The sequence below is a fragment of the Polaribacter sp. MED152 genome (assembly GCF_000152945.2).
GTDB lineage: Bacteria > Bacteroidota > Bacteroidia > Flavobacteriales > Flavobacteriaceae > Polaribacter.
In genome coordinates this window covers 2,689,925-2,708,115 of sequence record NC_020830.1, presented here as the reverse complement: position 1 = coordinate 2,708,115, position 18,191 = coordinate 2,689,925, and the positions used below count along the sequence as shown (strand labels likewise).

The 18,191-nt window shown below is 29.9% G+C and carries 17 protein-coding genes; 8 read left to right on the top strand and 9 right to left on the bottom strand.

Annotated features, from left to right (window positions below; all coding sequences use genetic code 11):
* The first annotated feature begins 150 nt into the window (after nt 1-150).
* The 7 genes from MED152_RS12060 to MED152_RS12030 all read left to right on the top strand — a co-directional run bounded on the left by MED152_RS12060 (nt 151) and on the right by MED152_RS12030 (nt 10,018).
* A complete protein-coding gene (locus MED152_RS12060; protein WP_148284816.1) occupies nt 151-3,186 on the top strand; it encodes a tetratricopeptide repeat protein in 3,036 nt (1,011 codons plus the stop codon).
* On the top strand, nt 3,186-4,961 hold the full coding sequence (locus MED152_RS12055; RefSeq protein WP_015482170.1) for a hypothetical protein: 1,776 nt from the start codon (nt 3,186-3,188) through the stop codon (nt 4,959-4,961). The genes MED152_RS12060 and MED152_RS12055 overlap by 1 nt, the downstream gene beginning before the upstream one ends.
* 223 nt (nt 4,962-5,184) lie before the next feature.
* A complete protein-coding gene (locus MED152_RS12050; protein WP_187288760.1) occupies nt 5,185-5,763 on the top strand; it encodes a tetratricopeptide repeat protein in 579 nt (192 codons plus the stop codon).
* A 70-nt stretch (nt 5,764-5,833) separates the two neighbouring features.
* Complete coding sequence (locus MED152_RS12045; RefSeq protein ID WP_015482168.1) at nt 5,834-7,267, top strand: M20/M25/M40 family metallo-hydrolase; 1,434 nt, start codon at nt 5,834-5,836, stop codon at nt 7,265-7,267.
* Nucleotides 7,268-7,271: 4 nt separating this feature from the next.
* Nucleotides 7,272-7,634 (top strand): MauE/DoxX family redox-associated membrane protein, encoded by a 363-nt coding sequence (locus tag MED152_RS12040; protein ID WP_015482167.1) that lies wholly within the window; start codon nt 7,272-7,274, stop codon nt 7,632-7,634.
* A gap of 9 nt (nt 7,635-7,643) precedes the next feature.
* The gene (locus MED152_RS12035) at nt 7,644-9,266 is read left to right on the top strand and encodes an amidohydrolase (protein WP_015482166.1); all 1,623 of its coding nucleotides are present in this window, start codon (nt 7,644-7,646) and stop codon (nt 9,264-9,266) included.
* Nucleotides 9,267-9,376: 110 nt separating this feature from the next.
* Nucleotides 9,377-10,018 (top strand): TonB-dependent receptor plug domain-containing protein, encoded by a 642-nt coding sequence (locus MED152_RS12030; RefSeq protein ID WP_015482165.1) that lies wholly within the window; start codon nt 9,377-9,379, stop codon nt 10,016-10,018.
* Between the two features lie 68 nt (nt 10,019-10,086).
* Here the strand turns inward: MED152_RS12030 and trpA are convergent, their stop codons facing one another.
* From trpA to MED152_RS11990, 9 genes are all read right to left on the bottom strand, one after another.
* A complete protein-coding gene (trpA, locus tag MED152_RS12025; RefSeq protein ID WP_015482164.1) occupies nt 10,087-10,851 on the bottom strand; it encodes a tryptophan synthase subunit alpha in 765 nt (254 codons plus the stop codon).
* 2 nt (nt 10,852-10,853) lie between these two features.
* Complete coding sequence (gene trpB / locus MED152_RS12020; RefSeq protein ID WP_015482163.1) at nt 10,854-12,038, bottom strand: tryptophan synthase subunit beta; 1,185 nt, start codon at nt 12,036-12,038, stop codon at nt 10,854-10,856.
* 43 nt (nt 12,039-12,081) lie between these two features.
* A complete protein-coding gene (locus tag MED152_RS12015; protein WP_015482162.1) occupies nt 12,082-12,783 on the bottom strand; it encodes a phosphoribosylanthranilate isomerase in 702 nt (233 codons plus the stop codon).
* Nucleotides 12,780-13,259: a DNA-deoxyinosine glycosylase gene (locus tag MED152_RS12010; RefSeq protein WP_015482161.1), complete on the bottom strand. Its 480-nt coding sequence runs from the start codon at nt 13,257-13,259 to the stop codon at nt 12,780-12,782. The genes MED152_RS12015 and MED152_RS12010 overlap by 4 nt, the downstream gene beginning before the upstream one ends.
* Nucleotides 13,259-14,047: an indole-3-glycerol phosphate synthase TrpC gene (gene trpC, locus MED152_RS12005; RefSeq protein WP_015482160.1), complete on the bottom strand. Its 789-nt coding sequence runs from the start codon at nt 14,045-14,047 to the stop codon at nt 13,259-13,261. Before trpC ends, MED152_RS12010 begins: the two co-directional genes overlap by 1 nt.
* A 10-nt stretch (nt 14,048-14,057) precedes the next feature.
* The gene (locus tag MED152_RS13770) at nt 14,058-14,228 is read right to left on the bottom strand and encodes a hypothetical protein (RefSeq protein ID WP_015482159.1); all 171 of its coding nucleotides are present in this window, start codon (nt 14,226-14,228) and stop codon (nt 14,058-14,060) included.
* Entirely contained in the window at nt 14,229-15,218 is a 990-nt protein-coding gene (gene trpD, locus MED152_RS12000) for an anthranilate phosphoribosyltransferase (RefSeq protein WP_015482158.1), read from the bottom strand.
* On the bottom strand, nt 15,215-15,793 hold the full coding sequence (locus MED152_RS11995) for an aminodeoxychorismate/anthranilate synthase component II (RefSeq protein ID WP_041383665.1): 579 nt from the start codon (nt 15,791-15,793) through the stop codon (nt 15,215-15,217). The genes trpD and MED152_RS11995 overlap by 4 nt, the downstream gene beginning before the upstream one ends.
* A gap of 69 nt (nt 15,794-15,862) precedes the next feature.
* Nucleotides 15,863-17,254 carry an anthranilate synthase component I family protein gene (locus MED152_RS11990; RefSeq protein WP_015482156.1) on the bottom strand — a complete coding sequence of 464 codons (1,392 nt, stop codon included), beginning with the start codon at nt 17,252-17,254 and terminating at the stop codon, nt 15,863-15,865.
* 668 nt (nt 17,255-17,922) lie between these two features.
* Between MED152_RS11990 and MED152_RS11985 the strand changes: the two genes are divergently transcribed.
* A complete protein-coding gene (locus tag MED152_RS11985; protein ID WP_015482155.1) occupies nt 17,923-18,189 on the top strand; it encodes a hypothetical protein in 267 nt (88 codons plus the stop codon).
* Nucleotides 18,190-18,191: the final 2 nt, after the last annotated feature.

Here is an 18,191-nt window from a genome sequence, read left to right as displayed (position 1 = left end):
GTTTATACAAACTTATAAGTTTCTATTGATTTTAGCACAAGATTTTACAACTATTCTTATTTTTGAATTATTTTTTTTCGTGATTTTTTCAATAATAATCCAACAATTTGTAGAAATCTTCGTTAGTGAATTTATAACTAAAACATTTGTATGAAAATTCTTTTTATGGCAAAACAGGTTTTATTCCTATTCTTTTTTACGATTACCTCTGTAGTATTTTCTCAACAGTCTATTATAGATGTAAATGCAGAAGCTAATTTTAACGATGCTTTAAAGCTTTATAACAATAAAGCGTATGCAGCTGCACAAAAAACGTTTGCAATTGTAGAAAATAGTGCATCACCAAAAAGCACTTTAATGGCTGATGCAAGTTATTACAATGCAATGTGTGGTATTAAATTAAACCAAACAGATGCAGATAAAAAAGTGTTGAGTTTTGTAGAAAATTATCCTGCAAGTAATAAAAAAAATAAAGCATTTTTTAATGTTGGTAACTATTACTTTGCTAATAAAAAAGCAGCTCATGCTTTAAAATGGTATCAAAAAGTAAATTTGGACGGTTTATCTAAAAAAAACCAAAAAGAAATCAACTTTAAAATGGGGTATGGTTTGCTAGTTGCAAAACGTTTAGATTTAGCAAAAGATAAATTTTTACCTCTAATAAATGATGCCAAATATGGTAATGATTCTAGGTATTATTATGGTTATATTTCTTACAAATTAGAAGATTATGGCTTAGCAGAATCTACCTTAAAAGAAATTGCAGACAACGATTCTTACAAAGCCGAAATTTCTTATTACTTATTAGACATTAGCTTTAAGGCAGGTAGCTTTGAGAGGTGCATTTCTGTTGGTAAAGAACTTTTAAAAACTGCCAAACGAAAGGAAGCTTCTGAAATATCAAAAATTATTGGTGAAAGTTATTTTAATCTAAATAAATACGAAGAAGCAATTCCATACCTCAAAGGGTATAAAGGTAAAAATGGCAAATGGAATAACACAGATTATTATCAATTAGGTTACGCTTATTTTAAACAAAATGATTTTGAAAACGCCATAAGTTATTTTAATAAAATTATTGATCAAGAAAATGCAGTTGCACAAAATGCCTACTATCATTTAGCTGAATGTTATTTAAACATAGATAAGAAAAATGAGGCACTAAATGCTTTTAAAACTGCTAGTGAAATGAGCTACAACTCAAGTATAAAAGAGGATGCCGCGTTAAATTATGCCAAGTTAAGTTATGAAGAAGGCAATCCTTTTGAGAATGTATCTGATGTGCTGCAAAACTATTTAAAAACATATCCTAATTCTACTTCTTATAAAGAAATAAACGAATTAATTGTGTCCTCTTTTATTCATGAAAATGATTATCAGGGTGCTTTAGAATACCTTAAAAAGAAGAAATCTACCGAAAATTTAAATTTAAGTTTAGAGGTTTCTTTATACAGAGGAATTCAATTATTTAATGAGAAAAAAATCTCTGAAGCTTTAGCTTTTTTCACTTCAGCAAAAACATCAAACACTATTGAAATTAGCAGAAAAGCCAAGTATTGGGAAGCAGAAACGTTATATAGATTAGAGAATTATGAAGAAGCTCTTTCTAAATTTATTGCACTCAACAATAGTTTAAGAAGTGCTAATAATAAAGATTTTCCTTTATTAGAGTACAATATTGCATATTGCCATTTTAAATTAAAAGATTATGAAAAAGCAGCGTTAACATTCAATCAATTTTCAGGTAAAGGTAATATTGATCAAAATATTAAAGACGATAGTTTTTTGCGTTTGGGAGACAGCTATTTTGCCATTAGAAATTACGAGAAAGCCATTAGAGCTTATAAAGTAATTGTAGATAATTCAGGTTTAGATGCAGATTATGCAATGTATCAAACTGGTATGAGTTATGGATTTCAAAATAAAAATGAAGCTAAAGTAAATGCCTTAACAAAAGTGATAAATAATTACCAAATTTCTTCATTAAAAGATGATGCTTTATTTCAACTTGCAGCAACTTACACAAAGCTAAAAGATTTCGAAAAAGCGCATCAAGCTTATACTCGTTTGCAAGAAAAACACGTTAAAAGCGTGTTTATTCCTACTGCTTTAGTTCGTGAAGGGTTATTGTATTACAATCAAAATAAAAACTCACTTGCCTTAAATAACTTTAAAAAAGTAGCACAAACCTACCCTAATTCATCAGAAGCTTTAGAAGCAGTAAAAAATGCAAAAAACATTTATGTAGATGAAGATAGACTAAATGAATATGTAGCTTGGACAAAAACTTTAAATTTTGTTGAAGTATCAGATTCTGAGTTAGAAAATTCAAGTTTCGCAATTGCAGAACGTAAATATTTTGAAGGTAAAAATGATGGTAGCATTCTTAGTTTAAAAAAATATTTACGAAGTTTTCCTAATGGCAAAAACAGTTTAAAAGCCAATTATTATTTGGCCGATATTTTATTTAAAGAAGCTCTTTACAAACAATCTATAGATAAATATAAAGTTGTTTTAGAGGCAGGTCAAACAGAATTTAGTGAAGATGCTTTAGCAAAATTATCTCAAATCTATTTGCAAGAGAATAACTTTAAAGAAGCTGAACCTTATTTATTAAGGTTAGAACAAGAAGCATATAGTGCAGAAAATATATTGTTTGCACAGAGCAATTTAATGAAAGGCTACTCAACTTTAAATGAAAATGATGCTGCTTTAAACTATGCAAAAAAAGTATTATCAAGAGATAAATTAGATAACGAAGTTATTTTAGATGCAAAAGTAATTATAGCTAGAACCGCTTTTAAAACCGAAGATTTTGATACTGCAAAAGAGTATTTTACTACAATAGAGAAAACAGCAGATGGCGAATTGAAAGCAGAAACCTTATACTATAAAGCGTACTTTTTAAACAAAGAAAACGAGTATGAAAATTCCACAAAAGTAGTACAAGGCTTAATTGCAGATTATAGTAATTACAAATATTGGGGTGTGAAAAGCTATATCATTATGGCTAAAAATTATTACAGCTTAGAAGACGCTTATCAAGCCACATTTATTTTAGAAAACATTATTAAAAATTTCGGTCAGTTTGAAGATATTGTAACAGAAGCAAAACAAGAATTAAAAGTGATTAAAGAAAGTGAAGCTAAAACCAATAACTCAGTAACTCCTAAAAATAAAAAATAATGAAAAAGTATTTAACAATTTTCGTGTTGTTTTTAGGAACGTTATTTTCTTACGCACAGAGCACAAAACCAGCTAAAAAAAACAATAAAATAGATACTGTTAAAACAGAAGTTATTGAGGTAGTTACCACCTACAATCCTGAAATTGCAGATGCTAATAAAATTAAGCAAAACCCCACTATAAAGCTATTAGCAAAAAGTAAAAAGAAGAAATTGAAGTACACCATTTACTCAGCTCCTGTTGCTTCAACTTTTATACCTAAAAGTGGCGTTGCAAAAAGTATTGATGTTGGTGTAAAAGAACGCATTTACAACAACTTTTTAGCCTTAGGTTATGGTAATTTTAATTCGCCTTATGTTGAAACGTATCTACACAATTATACGCGTTTTCAAAGCGAATTTGGCCTATCTGCTAAGTACACTGCATCATTAGATAATATTGAAAACACCAAATTAAATAGCGATTTCAGCAATTTAAATGCGTCTATTTTTTACAAAAAAGAAGAGCGTTATTTTGATTGGACCATCACATTAAAAGGAGAAAGAAATACCTATAATTGGTATGGAATAGATGAACCAACCTTTACTGAAACAGCTATAGGAAATATTGACGAAAGCCAAACTTACAATTATTTTAATTTGGTGGGTGATATTGATTTTATTGATGCTTACATTACCAATAGTCAATTATCATTAGCGTATTTTACAGATTACTACAATAGTGCTGAATATAAATTCAACTTAAATACGAATTTCGATTTACCTCTTGATTTTCTAAATTCTAGTTTCAATAACATTCAAATAAAAACAGGTCTAGAATATTTAGGAGGTTCTTTTGAACGTGAATTTACCAGCACCATTGCTATAGATTATTCGATTTTTACAGCAAAAATAAATCCTGAGTATAACACCAAATTTGGAGATTTTTCTTTAAAACTTGGTTTTAAATTCTTTACTGCTTTTGATACAGAAAATGAGGTGAATCATTTTTTAGTTTATCCTGACATTCAAATTCAGAAACCAATACTAAAAGATAATCTTACTGTGTATGCAGGTGTTCTAGGAAATTTAAACACCAATACTTACAAAGATTTTTCAAGTGAAAATCCATTTTTAAGTCCCACTCAATTTATTACCCAAACAAATGAAAAATACAACGCTTTTTTAGGTTTTAACGGAATTTTAAATAAAAGTTTGAGCTATAATTTATCAGCAACTTTTAAAGATGAAGAAGACAAAGCATTATTTGTAAAAAACTATTCAAAATCAAATGGAGCAAATAATGGTAACAATGGTATTTTGTTTAGAGGATATGAATATGGTAATTCTTTTTCAGTAGTTTATGATGATGTACAAACCATTTCTTTAGCTGCAGAAATAGAATATGACGTTTCTAAACAACTCTCACTTTCAACACAATTCCAATTTAACCATTACGAATCTACCACAGAAACAGAGGCTTGGAATTTACCCAATTTAGAAGCGTCCTTTAGCGCGAAATACAAAACAAATACTTGGTATGCCAACACCAACATATTTTTTGTAGGCGAAAGAAAAGATATTTTATATTCTGGTTCTTCATTTAATATAAGTGGAGCTCAAACCCTTGATTCTTTTGTTGATGTTAATTTAAACGGAGGTTATCATTTTTCTGATAAGTTCTCTGCATTTGTCAAATTAAATAACGTTTTAAATAATAATTATCAGAGATTTTCCAACTTTAACGTACAAGGTTTTCAAGTTCTTGGAGGGTTAACTTATAAGTTTGATTTCTAACAAATTAGCGTTTAACAACCAAAAAGAGCAACTTATCTAAAAAGCATGGAGTAACAGCTTAGTTTTTAATTATATTTGTGCTTCTATGATTTATTACCTATTAATCGCTTTCCAAGCGTTTTGTATCTTTCATATTTATAAAAGCAGAAATGATTACTACTGGTATTTCATAGTTTTTTTTGTACCCGTAATTGGTGCAATTGTTTACTTTTTTTTAGAAATTGTGAGCAGCAAAAATATTTCGCATACAAACCATAAAATTAGAAACTCTCTAAATCCTGGTAAAAAGATTAAAGATCTTAAAGAAAAGCTACACATTGCAGATTCTTTTCAAAATAAATCTAATTTGGCAGATGCCTACAGAGAAAACAAAAACTTTCCTGAGGCTATACTTTATTACGAAAAAGCTTTAGAATCTATTTCTTACGAAGATAAACACACCTTAAATAAATTGGCCAAATGCCATTTTGAACTAAAGAATTATAAAAAGGTAGTGGAATGTGTAGGTGAAATAGATTTAGATAAGTTTTTCAAAGGCACCATTTGCATTTATGCTATATCATTAGAACAATGTGGTTTTAATGAAAAAGCGGAAAGTGAATTTAAGAAAACCAATATTAGATATTCGAATTACCCAGAAAGGTTAGAATATGCTCGTTTTTTAGTGAGACAAAATAACGGTATTGATGCAAAAAAAACGCTAGATGTTATCATTTCTGAAATTGATAATATGATTGAAAGTAATAAAAAGAAATACAAATATGTATATAAGGAGTCTATCAAGCTATTAGAACAGGTTTAAATCCTTTTAATTTGTATTCATAATCTATTATGATTTTCGTAGTTTTATAAACTTAATAAAAAACTACAAAATGAAAAAAACACTACTCTTTCTTTCCCTAATTCTTTTCATGATTTCTTGTAATCAAAAACAAGAAAAAACTATAGACGACACTCAGCTAACTACAGAAGAAAAAACCGATTCTACACAAATCAAATCACTATTCAATGCTGCTCTTACAGATGGTAAATCGTATGAATGGTTAAGAGATTTAACCCAAAATGTTGGTGGTAGATTATCTGGATCAGCTGAGGCACAAATGGCTGTTGAATGGGGAGAAAAAGTAATGAAAGAAGTTGGTTTAGATTCAGTTTGGTTACAACCAGTAATGGTTCCTCATTGGGTTAGAGGTGAGAAAGAAATAGCTACATACACCACAAATGGTGTACAGAAAAATGTTGCTATTTGCGCACTAGGTTTTTCTGTAGCTACACCAAAATCTGGAGTATTAGCCGAAGTAATAGAGGTTAAAAGTCTGGAAGAAGCAGAAGCTTTAGGAGATAAAATGAAAGATAAAATTGTGTTCTTTAACAGACCTTTTGACAATACATTAATCCACACCTTTAAAGCGTATGGTGGCTGTGTAGATCAAAGAGTTAGAGGTGCTGCAGTTTGTGGTAAATATGGAGCTAAAGGCGTAATTGTAAGATCTATGACAAATGCTATAGATGATTATCCTCATACAGGAACTATGAGTTATGGAGATTTACCAGTTGAACAGCACATACCTGCTGCTGCAATTAGCTCTTTAGCTGCAGAAAATTTAAGTAAAGACTTAGACACGAATCCAAATTTAAAATTCTATTTCAAACAAAGTTGCGAAACTTTACCAGATGCGCATTCGTTTAACGTTGTTGGCGAAATTAGAGGGTCTGAAACTCCAGAAAATATATTTGTGGTTGGTGGTCACTTAGACTCATGGGATTTAGGTGAAGGTGCTCATGATGATGGTACAGGTGTTGTACAATCTTTAGAAGTAGCCTATTTATTTAAGAAAAATAACATCAAACCAAAAAACACGCTTCGAATCGTTTTCTTTATGAACGAAGAAAATGGTACTAGAGGTGCAAAGAAATATGCTGAATTAGCGACTTTAAATAAAGAAAATCATATTGGTGGATTAGAATCAGATTCTGGGGGACATACTCCAAGAGGTTTTTCTATTGATGCAAATAATGCAAACACCAACCTGCTGCAAAGTTGGAAAAAACTTTTAGCTCCATATGGTTTACATGATATAGACAAAGGTGGTTCTGGTGCAGATATTAGTCCTCTAAAAGATGAGAATGTAACTTTGGTGGGTTACAGACCAGATTCACAGCGCTATTTCGATTACCATCATACAAGCAGAGATACCTTTGATAAAGTAAACAAACGTGAGTTAGAATTAGGTAGTGCATCTATGGCTAGCATTGTATATTTAATGGATAAATATCTTTATGGAGATACTCCTGTAAAATTATAATTTTATGGATATTCTAATTATCGTATTAAAAATAATATTTGGAGGATTTTTCTCTTTTGCGGGAATTATGCACATTATAAAACCAAATGTTTTTAAACATTTTATCCCTGAAATTTTTCCAAAAAAATTAGTGAATTATGTTATTGGTTTAATAGAATTAGTATTAGGTATTGGGGTCTTTGTTCCACAAACGCAAAAAATGGCTGCATTAGGTATCATATTTTTACTAATATTTCTTTTGCCAATTCATATATGGGATGTTACCAAAAAAAGACCTGCCATTGGTTCTAAAACAATAGCTATTGTAAGAATTCCATTTCAATTTGTATTGATTTATGGTGCTTATTTAATTTATATAAATGCTTAAATTCTAAAAATGAAAAAATTATACCCACTTTTTCTATCTCTAATTTTAATCACATCTTGTCAAAAAGAACAAGCGGATTTAATTGTAATTAATGCTAATGCATACACTGTAAATTCAAACTTTGATAATGTAGAAGCATTTGCAATTAACGATGGAATGTTTGTTGCAATAGGATCTACCTCAGATATTCAAGAAAAATACCAATCAGATAATATTGTTGATGCCAAAAACCAAACGATTGTTCCAGGTTTAATAGATGCACATTGCCATTTTTATAGAATGGGTTTACAACAACAAAAAGTAGATTTAGAGGGCACAACAAGTTATGATGATGTACTTGAAAGATTAGTAGAATTTCAAAAAGAAAAGAATACCAATTATATTACGGGTCGTGGATGGGACCAAAATGACTGGGAGATAAAAGAGTTTCCTACCAAAGAAAAATTAGATGAATTATTTCCAAACACACCAGTTGCAGTAACTCGAGTTGATGGGCATGCACTTTTAGTAAATCAAGCTGCATTAGACTTAACCGAAATTACAAATGAAACTAAAGTTACTGGTGGAGAAATCATTAAAAAAAATGGTAAGATAACTGGGGTGTTAATTGACTCTGCTATGGATTTTATCAAGATACCTACAGTTTCTAAAGAAGAAGCAGTTCAGGCTTTGTTAGACGCTCAAGACATTTGTTTTTCGTACGGATTAACAACTGTAGATGATGCTGGTTTAGATAGAAATACTATTGAACTTATTGATGATTTACAAAATAACAATAGTTTAAAAATGAGAATTTACGCCATGATTTCTGGCGATAAACAAGAACAAATAGATTACTATTTAGACAAGGGAATTTACAAAACCGACTATTTAAATGTAAGATCTTTTAAAGTTTATGGTGATGGAGCTTTAGGTTCTAGAGGAGCAGCAATGAGAAAATCGTACTCAGATAGAGACAACCATTTTGGTGCTTTAATTTATTCTCCAGAAAAATATCAAGAATTGGCTAAACAAATTGCAGCTTCTGAATTTCAAATGAATACGCATGCTATTGGAGATTCTGCTAATACTTGGTTGGTAAAAACTTATAATAATGTTCTTAAAAATAAACAAAATAGACGTTGGAGAATTGAGCATGCTCAAATCATAAGTCCAGAAGACTTTAAGAATTTTGATAATATTCTACCATCTGTTCAGCCAACTCATGCAACATCAGATATGTATTGGGCAGAAGACAGAGTAGGTTTTGAAAGAATGAAAGGCGCCTATGCATTTAAAGACCTTTTAGATAATTATGGAAAAGTTGCCTTAGGTACAGATTTCCCTGTAGAAAAGGTAAATCCCTTTTATACCTTCTATGCTGCTGTAGCTCGAAAAGATTTAAACAATTATCCTGAAAAAGGATTTCAAATGGAAAATGCACTTTCTAGAGAAGAAACATTAAAGGGAATGACACTTTGGGCTGCATATTCTAATTTTGAAGAAGATGAAAAAGGTAGTATTGAGATTGGTAAATTTGCAGATTTTGTAATTTTAAATCAAGATATTATGACAGTGGAGGAAGCGAAATTACCTAAAACAAAAGCTTTAGCTACCTATTTAAATGGAGAGAAAGTATATCAATCAGAGTAGTTAAAAAAAGACAATACATTGAAAATTTAGTTTATTTTCAGTATTTTTATTGCGAATTATGCTAAATACATTGGCATTATTCTTGATGTATTATTAAAAATTCAAACGATATGAAAATTATAAAAACTTTAATGCTTTTAGTGGCTTTTACTTTTGCTACTAATAGTACAGCACAAGAAAAAAAATCTAAAGAAAAAATTAAATTGACAATATTAGTTAAAGATGCAAATAACCAAGCAGTTCCTGGAGCAGTTATTTTAATTGATAATGTAAAACAAAGAAGAGTAGCCAATAAAGCAGGTTACTTTAAAGTAAAACTAGACAAAGCTCCAAAAGAAATTACTGCTTTTTCACCTTTAGTAGGTGTAAAAAAAGTAGCTTATAAAGGGCAATCTTCTATGATAATTAACATAGTTAGTGACAGTAATGATGAAAATTATGTTTCAGGAAGTCGTGATACAAAAGTAGCAGATCCTATTCAGTTTAGAGATATTTATGACTATTTAAGAGGAAAAGTTGCTGGAGTTAATGTTTCTACAACGAATCAAATTCGAATTAGAGGAACAGCTTCTTGGGGTGGTGGTAGAGCTCCTTTATTAATTTTAAATGGTGTACCAGTAGACGTTGATTCGTTTGGAGATATTGTACCTACAACTATTAGAAAGGTTAAAGTTTTAAAAGGCCCAGAAACTTCAATTTATGGTTTAAGAGGTGCCAATGGTGTTATTGAAGTTACTACAACTATCAATTAATACATAACTAGAAAAATAAAAAAAGCGATGTTTAAAACATCGCTTTTTTTATTTGTTATTTGAAACTATTATCTAATTCCAGAGATAAAATTCTCAATTCCAGCAACTCCATTAGTTTTTAAACTTTTGATAAAGGCAGAACCAATAATCGCCCCATTTGCATAATTACATGCTGTGGTAAATGTTTTGTTATCAGAAATACCAAAACCAATTATTAATTTACTCTTTAAATTCATCGCTTTAATTCTTTCGAAATACGCAATTTGCTGATCTGATATTTCTCCTTTTGCACCTGTAATGGATGCTGAAGCAACCACATAAATGAACGCATTTGTATAATTATCAATTTTTTGAATACGCTCTTCAGAAGTATGAGGTGTAATTAAAAATACATTTGTTAAACCATATTTCTCAAACAATTGTTGATAATGGTTTTCAAACTCCACCATAGGTAAATCTGGTATTATCAAAGTATCAACACCACATTCTACAACTTTCTTGCAGAATTTATCTTCTCCATACTTTAACATTTGATTCAAATATCCCATTAAAACTAATGGTGTTTTATTAGATACTTTAATTTCCATCAACTGATCAAAAACAACATCTAAATTAATACCATTTTTTAATGCTTGCTGACTGCTATCTTGTATGGTTGGTCCATCTGCCAAAGGATCTGAGTAAGGCAAACCAACTTCAATAAAATCTACATTATTATTTTCTAAAGCTTTTATAACCTTACTTGTATCGTTCAATTCTGGATAACCACAAGTAAAATATATAGATAATAAGTTTTGATCTTTCTCTTGAAATATCTTTTGAATTGAGTTCATGTTTAATCTTCTAAATGTTTGATAAATGTTTCTAAGTCTTTATCTCCTCTACCTGATAAATTTATAACCACTACTTGATCTTTCTTAAAATCAATTTTAGGTAAAACCGCTAAAGCATGTGCTGTTTCTAAAGCAGGAATAATACCTTCTAATTTGGTTAATTCGTAACCTGCAGCTAACGCTTCTTTATCTGTGGCGTTCATAAACTTGGCTCTTCCACTTTCATATAAATAAGCGTGTAATGGGCCAACACCTGGATAATCTAATCCTGCAGAAATAGAATAAGGTTCTACAATTTGCCCATATTCATCTTGCATTAAAATAGTTTTAGAACCATGTATAATACCAACTTCCCCTAATTGAGAAGTTGCAGCACTTTCACCAGAATTAACACCCAAACCAGCAGCTTCTACAGCTATTAACTCTACATCTTCATCATCAAAATAATGATAAAAAGCACCAGCAGCATTAGAACCACCACCAACACAAGCTATAATAGTATCTGGATTTTCTTTACCCGTTTTTTCAATTAATTGCCATTTCATCTCTTCAGAAATAATTGCTTGTAAGCGTGCAACCATGTCTGGATGTGGATGTGGCCCTACAACAGAACCAATTAAATAAAATGTTTCTGGATTCTGAATCCAATAACGAATGGCTTCATTTGTAGCATCCTTTAAAGTTTTAGAACCCGAAGTTGCAGGTACAATTTTAGCACCTAACATTTTCATTCGTGCAACATTGGGTGCTTGACGTACAATATCTTTTTCTCCCATAAAAACAGTACAATCTAAGCCCATTAATGCACAAACAGTAGCTGTTGCAACTCCATGCTGACCTGCACCAGTTTCTGCTATAATTTTGGTTTTACCTAATTTTTTAGCAATTAGAATTTGACCCACTGTGTTGTTTACTTTATGAGCTCCTGTATGACATAAATCTTCCCTTTTCAAATAAATAAGCGCACCATATTTTTCTGACAAAGTTGTGGCTAAATAAAGAGGTGTAGGTCTGCCTACAAAATCTTTTAAAAGCGATTTATATTCGTCTTGAAATTCTTTAGATTCGATAATTTGAATATAATTATCTTCTAATTCTTTTACATTCGGATGTAAAAGTTCAGGGATAAATGCGCCTCCAAATTGCCCAAAATAACCATTCTTATCTGGCTGAAATTTTGATTTCATATCTCTATATTTTGTTATGAATTATTGTGTAAAATCAAGAATACTATGATTCTATAAATAATTCTTTTTTAAACTTTTTTAACTCCTCTATTTTTTTAACTCCTGGTTTACTTTCAAATTTACTGTTTACATCCAAAGCATAAATTGGCAAATTAGAGCCTAGTATTTTTTTAACTTCATTTACATCTTGTAAACCTATGCCTCCACTTAAAAAGAAGGGCTTGTCAAAAGGATAATCCTTTAGGACAGACCAATCAAATTTGGTTCCATTTCCACCTCTTTCTTTTCCTTTTGTATCAAATAAAAAATAATCTACCACTTCTAAATAAGGTATTAAATCCTCGAAATTAAAAGAATCTTTAATTCCGAAAACCTTTATTATTTCAATCTTATTTTTAGATATATAATGTTGATTTTTTCTTTTCTTAATGGTTTTATTTTCTTCAATAAACAAGGCTCTTCTTTCTGCTAAATGCTTTTTTAATTCAGCAACATAAGCCACAGATTCATCTCCATGCAATTGAATGGCGTCTAGCCTATATTCTTCTATTAATGAAATTACAATTTCTAAATGTTCATTAACAAAAACACCTGTTTTTTTAATTGTATTTGAAACGTCTGGAATGATACCTTCAAAATTTCTTTTTGATTTTTCATAGAAAATAAAACCCAAATAATCAGGTTGTAATTCAGCTACTTGCTGAATATTTTCTACATATTTCATTCCACACACTTTTAATTTCATATGATTGTTTCTTTCCAATTATTTAATTTTTCTCTAAACGAAAACCTTGTGTTTGCAGGACTTGTAGATAAAACTACCTCGTAAATAATGCCTTCAATTTTACTAAAATGTTTTAAATATAAATCATGCGCTTTTTGTCCGTTGAAAATTATTTGTTTTACTGACGGATACATTTCAACAATTTCATTTACAGGATTTGGAATTTCATTTTTCACATTTTGAGCTCCTGGTTTTACACGTTCTCCAGATTCAATAATATCCCAAACTGCAATATGATTTCGTTTCAACAAATCAATTCTCTCAGCGTAATTTTTGCTAAAAACTTCTTCTGTTAGCTCGTAAATAATCTTCCAAAATGAATTTCCATTATTGGCATAATACTCTTGTTTCCTTAATTCTAAATTACCTGGTTTTGTACCTAAAATAAAAATAGTAGGATTATGAGGTAAAACAGGATCTAAAGAAACTCGTTCCATTATTTAATCTGATTTATAAAATCTTGGCAAGCTTCTCCTGGGTTATCAGTTTTCATAAAATTCTCTCCTATCAAAAACCCTTGAAATCCATACTCTTTTAATCCTGTAATAATTCTAGGATCAGATATTCCACTTTCTGATACCTTTATACAAGTATCTGGAATTTGATTTGCTAATTTTATAGAATGATCTAAATCAACTTCAAAAGTTTTTAAATTACGATTGTTAATACCAATAATTTTATTATCTAAATTTGATATTTTATCTAAGTCTTCTTGAGTATGCACTTCATACAAGACCTCTAAACCTAAATCTGTTGCTAAATTCCCATAATTCTTTAGCTCTGCTGATGTTAAGCACGCAGCAATTAATAAAATTACATCTGCACCAATAGCCTTAGCTTCTACAACCTGAAAACCATCAACTACGAAATCTTTTCTTAAAATCGGCTTAACTTGGTTTATTACTCTGGCCTCCATTAAATCTGCCATTGTTCCTCCAAAAAAAGAAGTATCTGTTAAAATAGATTGGGCTGCTACATTTGCATCTAAGTAACCATTGGTTACTTCTGCAATAGTTGCTTTATCATTGATAATGCCTTTAGAAGGTGATTGACGCTTAAACTCAGCAATAATTCCTGTAGAACCAACTTCTAATAATGATTTTTTTAGAGAAATTGGAGTTCTTTTAAATTTCGGACTTTCTACTAATTTTTTAATAGGAACATCTGCTTTTATTTTAGCAATTTCCTTCTTTTTAAATGCGATTATTTTATCTAAAATTGTCATTATATCGACTTTATTTATTCATTTTATTATTTCGAAATCTTAATATAAGATAAGCTATAAAACCTACAATTAAACCAATAATTCCTTGTTTAAGAATACCACCTTTTTGAATGCCAATGGCCATACCAACAAATAAAAAAGCTGGAATAATTAAATATAAATTATTGTTTTTCTTAGCCATTTATAACTGTATTAGTTTGGTTAAACAAGCTTTTGCTTTACCTCCAAATAGAGCATTTTTTGCTTCATCAAAAGCCTGGTTAAAACCTTTTGTATCATCTACAATTTGTAAGGCAAAAGCAGCATTCGTAAGCACCACATTATTTTGCGCTTCTGTACCTTCACCTTCTAAAATAGTTTTGAAAATTTTTGCTGCATCAGCCACTGAATTACCTCCAAAAATTTCTGATTGTTGAATTCTCTTTTGTCCTAAATCTTCAGGATTAATTAAAGACTCGCCTTTCTTCGAAAAGAACTTGAATCCGCTTGTTAATGAAATTTCATCATAACCATCTAAAGCATGAATAATTCCGTAATTAATATCTTCATCTTGCAGAATATAATTGTACAAACGTGCAACTTCTAAATTAAAGGTTCCTAACATATGATTCTTAGGAGAACTTGGGTTAACTAATGGCCCAAGCATATTAAAAAACGTTTTTAACTTTAAAGCTTTTCTTGTTGGACCTACAGCTTTCATAGCTGGATGAAATTTTGGTGCATGCAAAAAGCAAATATTAGCTTTCTCTAAATGCTCTTTTAAAATGTTTTCATCATTTGTAAATTGATAACCAAAACTCTCTAACATGTCTGAAGAACCAGATTGAGAAGAAACAGAATGATTACCATGTTTTGCTACTTTTTGTCCAGTTCCTGCTACAATAAAAGAAGTTAATGTAGAAATATTGAATGTATCTTTTCCATCACCTCCAGTACCAACAATATCAATGGTGTTATAATCTGAAAAATCGACTTTAATGGCTAATTCTTTTAAGGCATCTCTAAAACCAGAAAGTTCATCAACCGTTATTGGTCTCATCATAAAAACAGTCATAAATGAAGCCAAATGAGCGTCATTATATTTTTCTGAAGCAATATCTTTTAAAATTTGTTTTGCTTCAGATTTTGTTAATCGTTGATGGTTGTATAACTTATTTAAGATTGCTTTCATTTAGAATTTGCATTGATAAAGTTTGTTACTAATTGCTCACCCACTTCTGTTAAGATTGATTCAGGATGAAATTGTACTGCGGATATTGGGAAGGCAACATGCTCAATTGCTTGTATTAAACCTTCCTCATCTCTTGCTGTTACTTTTAATTCAGCAGGAAAACCTTCATCTGTAGCTGCCCAAGAATGGTAACGTGCAGCAAGAAAAGTTTTAGGTACATCTTTAAAAATAACTGCATTTTCATCTGTAACCTCCATTTCTGTAGCTACACCATGATACACATCATTTAAATTGATAATTGCACCACCAAAAACTTCAGTAATTGCCTGTAGCCCAAGACACACACCAAATATTGGTTTTACACCAGCATAGGTTTTAATTACCTCTTTTAAAATTCCGGCTTCATCAGGAATACCAGGACCAGGAGATAACATAATGAGATCGTAGTTGTCTACATCTGCTATACTGATTTCATCATTTCTAAAAACTGCAGGATAAGTGCCTGTAATTTCTTCAACCATGTGCACCAAATTATAGGTGAATGAATCGTAATTATCTATTATTAATATTTTCATTTTTAAAAGCTCTTGACTTTTGCCCTTGACTTTTAACAAATTGCTAAAAACCAAAAACGAAAAGCTGTTTTATATATTTTCTGCTAAAATTAGCGCCTTTTTCAAAGCAGCCAATTTGTTATTTACTTCTTGTAATTCTTTTTCTTCATCAGAATGAATTACGATTCCTGCTCCTGCTTGGTAATACAAAGTTTTATTTTTACTTACAAAAGAACGAATTGCAATTGCCAAGTTTACAGAACCATCTAAACCAATTATACCAACTGCACCACCATAAAAACCTCTAGATTGATTTTCGTACCTATCTATTAATTGCATGGCTTTATATTTTGGAGCACCACTTAAAGTTCCTGCAGGAAAAGTATCTCCAACAATTTCTATAGGATTGCCTTTTAATTGACCAGTTACAGTAGATACTAAATGTATAACATGACTAAAATATTGTACTTCTTTGAACACCTCTACCTCCACTTGGTCTGCATGTTTGCTTAAATCATTTCTTGCTAAATCTACTAACATTACATGCTCTGCTGTTTCTTTTTGATCTTCAGATAACTTTTTACCTAACTGAATATCTTTAGCCATATCTCCTGTTCTTCTAAAAGTACCTGCAATAGGATTTATGGTTGCTTTACCTGCAGAAATTTTTATCTGTGCTTCTGGTGAAGAACCCATTAATTTAAAAGAACCGTAATCAAAATAAAACAAATAAGGAGAAGGATTGATAGAACGTAAAGCTCTATATACATTAAACTCATCTCCCTTAAATTTTTGTTGAAATTGGCGCGATAAAACCAGCTGAAAAACATCACCTCTTTTACAATGAGCTTTTGCTTTCCTTACATATTCAATAAACTCATCTCCTTTAACATTAGAGGTTTCATCACCCACAATATCAAAAGAATGTGTATTAAAAGCTTGTGCATCTATAAGGGTTTGAATTTCTTTGATTCTAGATTCTGTACCTTCTTCAATATTTTCAATTAAGGTCATTTCATCATTAAAATGATTAATGGCAATAATAAATCTGTAAAAACTGTACTGCATTAAAGGTATTGCAGAAGGAGCCTCATCTACTGTTAATTCGATGTTTTCAAAATATTGAACTGAATCATAGGTAGTGTAACCATACAATCCATTAAACGATTTCAATTCTGAAGGACAGTCTAGCTCTATGGTTTTACTATACTTTTCGAATATTTCATTGAAATTTCTACCAATTTCTTCATTTGCAATCTCTAAACCTTTATGAGAAAAACTCAAATGATGATTTTCAGCTTTAATAGAGACAATAGGTTCAATAGCAATAAATGTGAAACTTTCGTCTTTACTATGATAGTCTGAACTCTCTAGTAAAAGCGTATTCGCATGCTTATCTCTAAATCGTAAATACAAACCCACAGGAGTTATAGTATCTGCAATTTTAGTTTTATGAATTGTTTTAAATTTTATATTCTTCATTGTATTGAATTGAAAAAGGCTTATCGTGAGATAAGCCTTTTTAATATATTTTTACATACAGGTATAAACTCACTTATTAGTTAAGAGAGTTCCACCACCAAGATATGTTTATACTGTTTTTCATTATGTTACAAAGGTAAAAATGGTTTTTTATTTGCGCAAATTATATAGGATATATTTTAAGAATTTAAGAATTTTAAAACAGAACTAAAGATTTTAGAACATTTAATTACATATTATAACTATAATTTTAAAATAACTAAAAATATGAAACCTATTTATATATAAAGGTTTAAAAGTAATAGTATAGTTTGTTTATTTACAGCTCCGAACTTATGTTGGATTTGAATTTAATGAATTAAAAGAATGCGCTATTAATTTTACTATAAATTTTTAGTGCATTTTCTTAAAATTATTGCCAAATTAATAGTAATCATTAAGATAATTATTAAAACAATAAGTCTTAAATAAAATCAATGAAAATCGATTTTTGTAGCATTCATTCTATATATATTTGCCAACATAAAGTAATAAACAAATATGAAAATTATTAATAACAATCTTAATTTCATCAATCCTAATTAATAGGACTGGAAGGTTGTTGTTAATTCAGATATAAATATAACCTTCCTAATTGGAAGGTTTTTTTATGAACTAAAATTAAAGAAATGAGTAAAATTATGACTGTAGACATTTTGTCTAGTATTAAAGGAGCTCAGCCTTCAGAGGCTGTAAATAAATTATTTGACGTAATTAAAAATGCCAATTCAAATAATAACTCAATTAATACAAATCATAATAATGCAGTTACTATAGATGATTTAAGAAGTGATGTAGTAATTGATAGCTCAAGTATAGAAAAAGCCATTATTATTGAAAATTTTCCTAAAGAAAAGAATGGCTATTTAGCAGTTTCTAAAGTAATTGAAGAATAATA

Bases quoted from the DNA above. Each gene is read 5' to 3' on its own strand.
- MED152_RS12060 (WP_148284816.1), top strand. From the start codon at position 151: ATGAAAATTCTTTTTATGGCAAAACAGGTTTTATTCCTATTCTTTTTT.
- MED152_RS12055 (WP_015482170.1), top strand. From the start codon at position 3,186: ATGAAAAAGTATTTAACAATTTTCGTGTTGTTTTTAGGAACGTTATTT.
- MED152_RS12045 (WP_015482168.1), top strand. From the start codon at position 5,834: ATGAAAAAAACACTACTCTTTCTTTCCCTAATTCTTTTCATGATTTCT.
- MED152_RS12040 (WP_015482167.1), top strand. From the start codon at position 7,272: ATGGATATTCTAATTATCGTATTAAAAATAATATTTGGAGGATTTTTC.
- MED152_RS12035 (WP_015482166.1), top strand. From the start codon at position 7,644: ATGAAAAAATTATACCCACTTTTTCTATCTCTAATTTTAATCACATCT.
- MED152_RS12030 (WP_015482165.1), top strand. From the start codon at position 9,377: ATGAAAATTATAAAAACTTTAATGCTTTTAGTGGCTTTTACTTTTGCT.
- trpA (WP_015482164.1), bottom strand. From the start codon at position 10,851: ATGAACTCAATTCAAAAGATATTTCAAGAGAAAGATCAAAACTTATTA.
- trpB (WP_015482163.1), bottom strand. From the start codon at position 12,038: ATGAAATCAAAATTTCAGCCAGATAAGAATGGTTATTTTGGGCAATTT.
- MED152_RS12015 (WP_015482162.1), bottom strand. From the start codon at position 12,783: ATGAAATTAAAAGTGTGTGGAATGAAATATGTAGAAAATATTCAGCAA.
- MED152_RS12010 (WP_015482161.1), bottom strand. From the start codon at position 13,259: ATGGAACGAGTTTCTTTAGATCCTGTTTTACCTCATAATCCTACTATT.
- trpC (WP_015482160.1), bottom strand. From the start codon at position 14,047: ATGACAATTTTAGATAAAATAATCGCATTTAAAAAGAAGGAAATTGCT.
- MED152_RS13770 (WP_015482159.1), bottom strand. From the start codon at position 14,228: ATGGCTAAGAAAAACAATAATTTATATTTAATTATTCCAGCTTTTTTA.
- trpD (WP_015482158.1), bottom strand. From the start codon at position 15,218: ATGAAAGCAATCTTAAATAAGTTATACAACCATCAACGATTAACAAAA.
- MED152_RS11995 (WP_041383665.1), bottom strand. From the start codon at position 15,793: ATGAAAATATTAATAATAGATAATTACGATTCATTCACCTATAATTTG.
- MED152_RS11990 (WP_015482156.1), bottom strand. From the start codon at position 17,254: ATGAAGAATATAAAATTTAAAACAATTCATAAAACTAAAATTGCAGAT.
- MED152_RS11985 (WP_015482155.1), top strand. From the start codon at position 17,923: ATGAGTAAAATTATGACTGTAGACATTTTGTCTAGTATTAAAGGAGCT.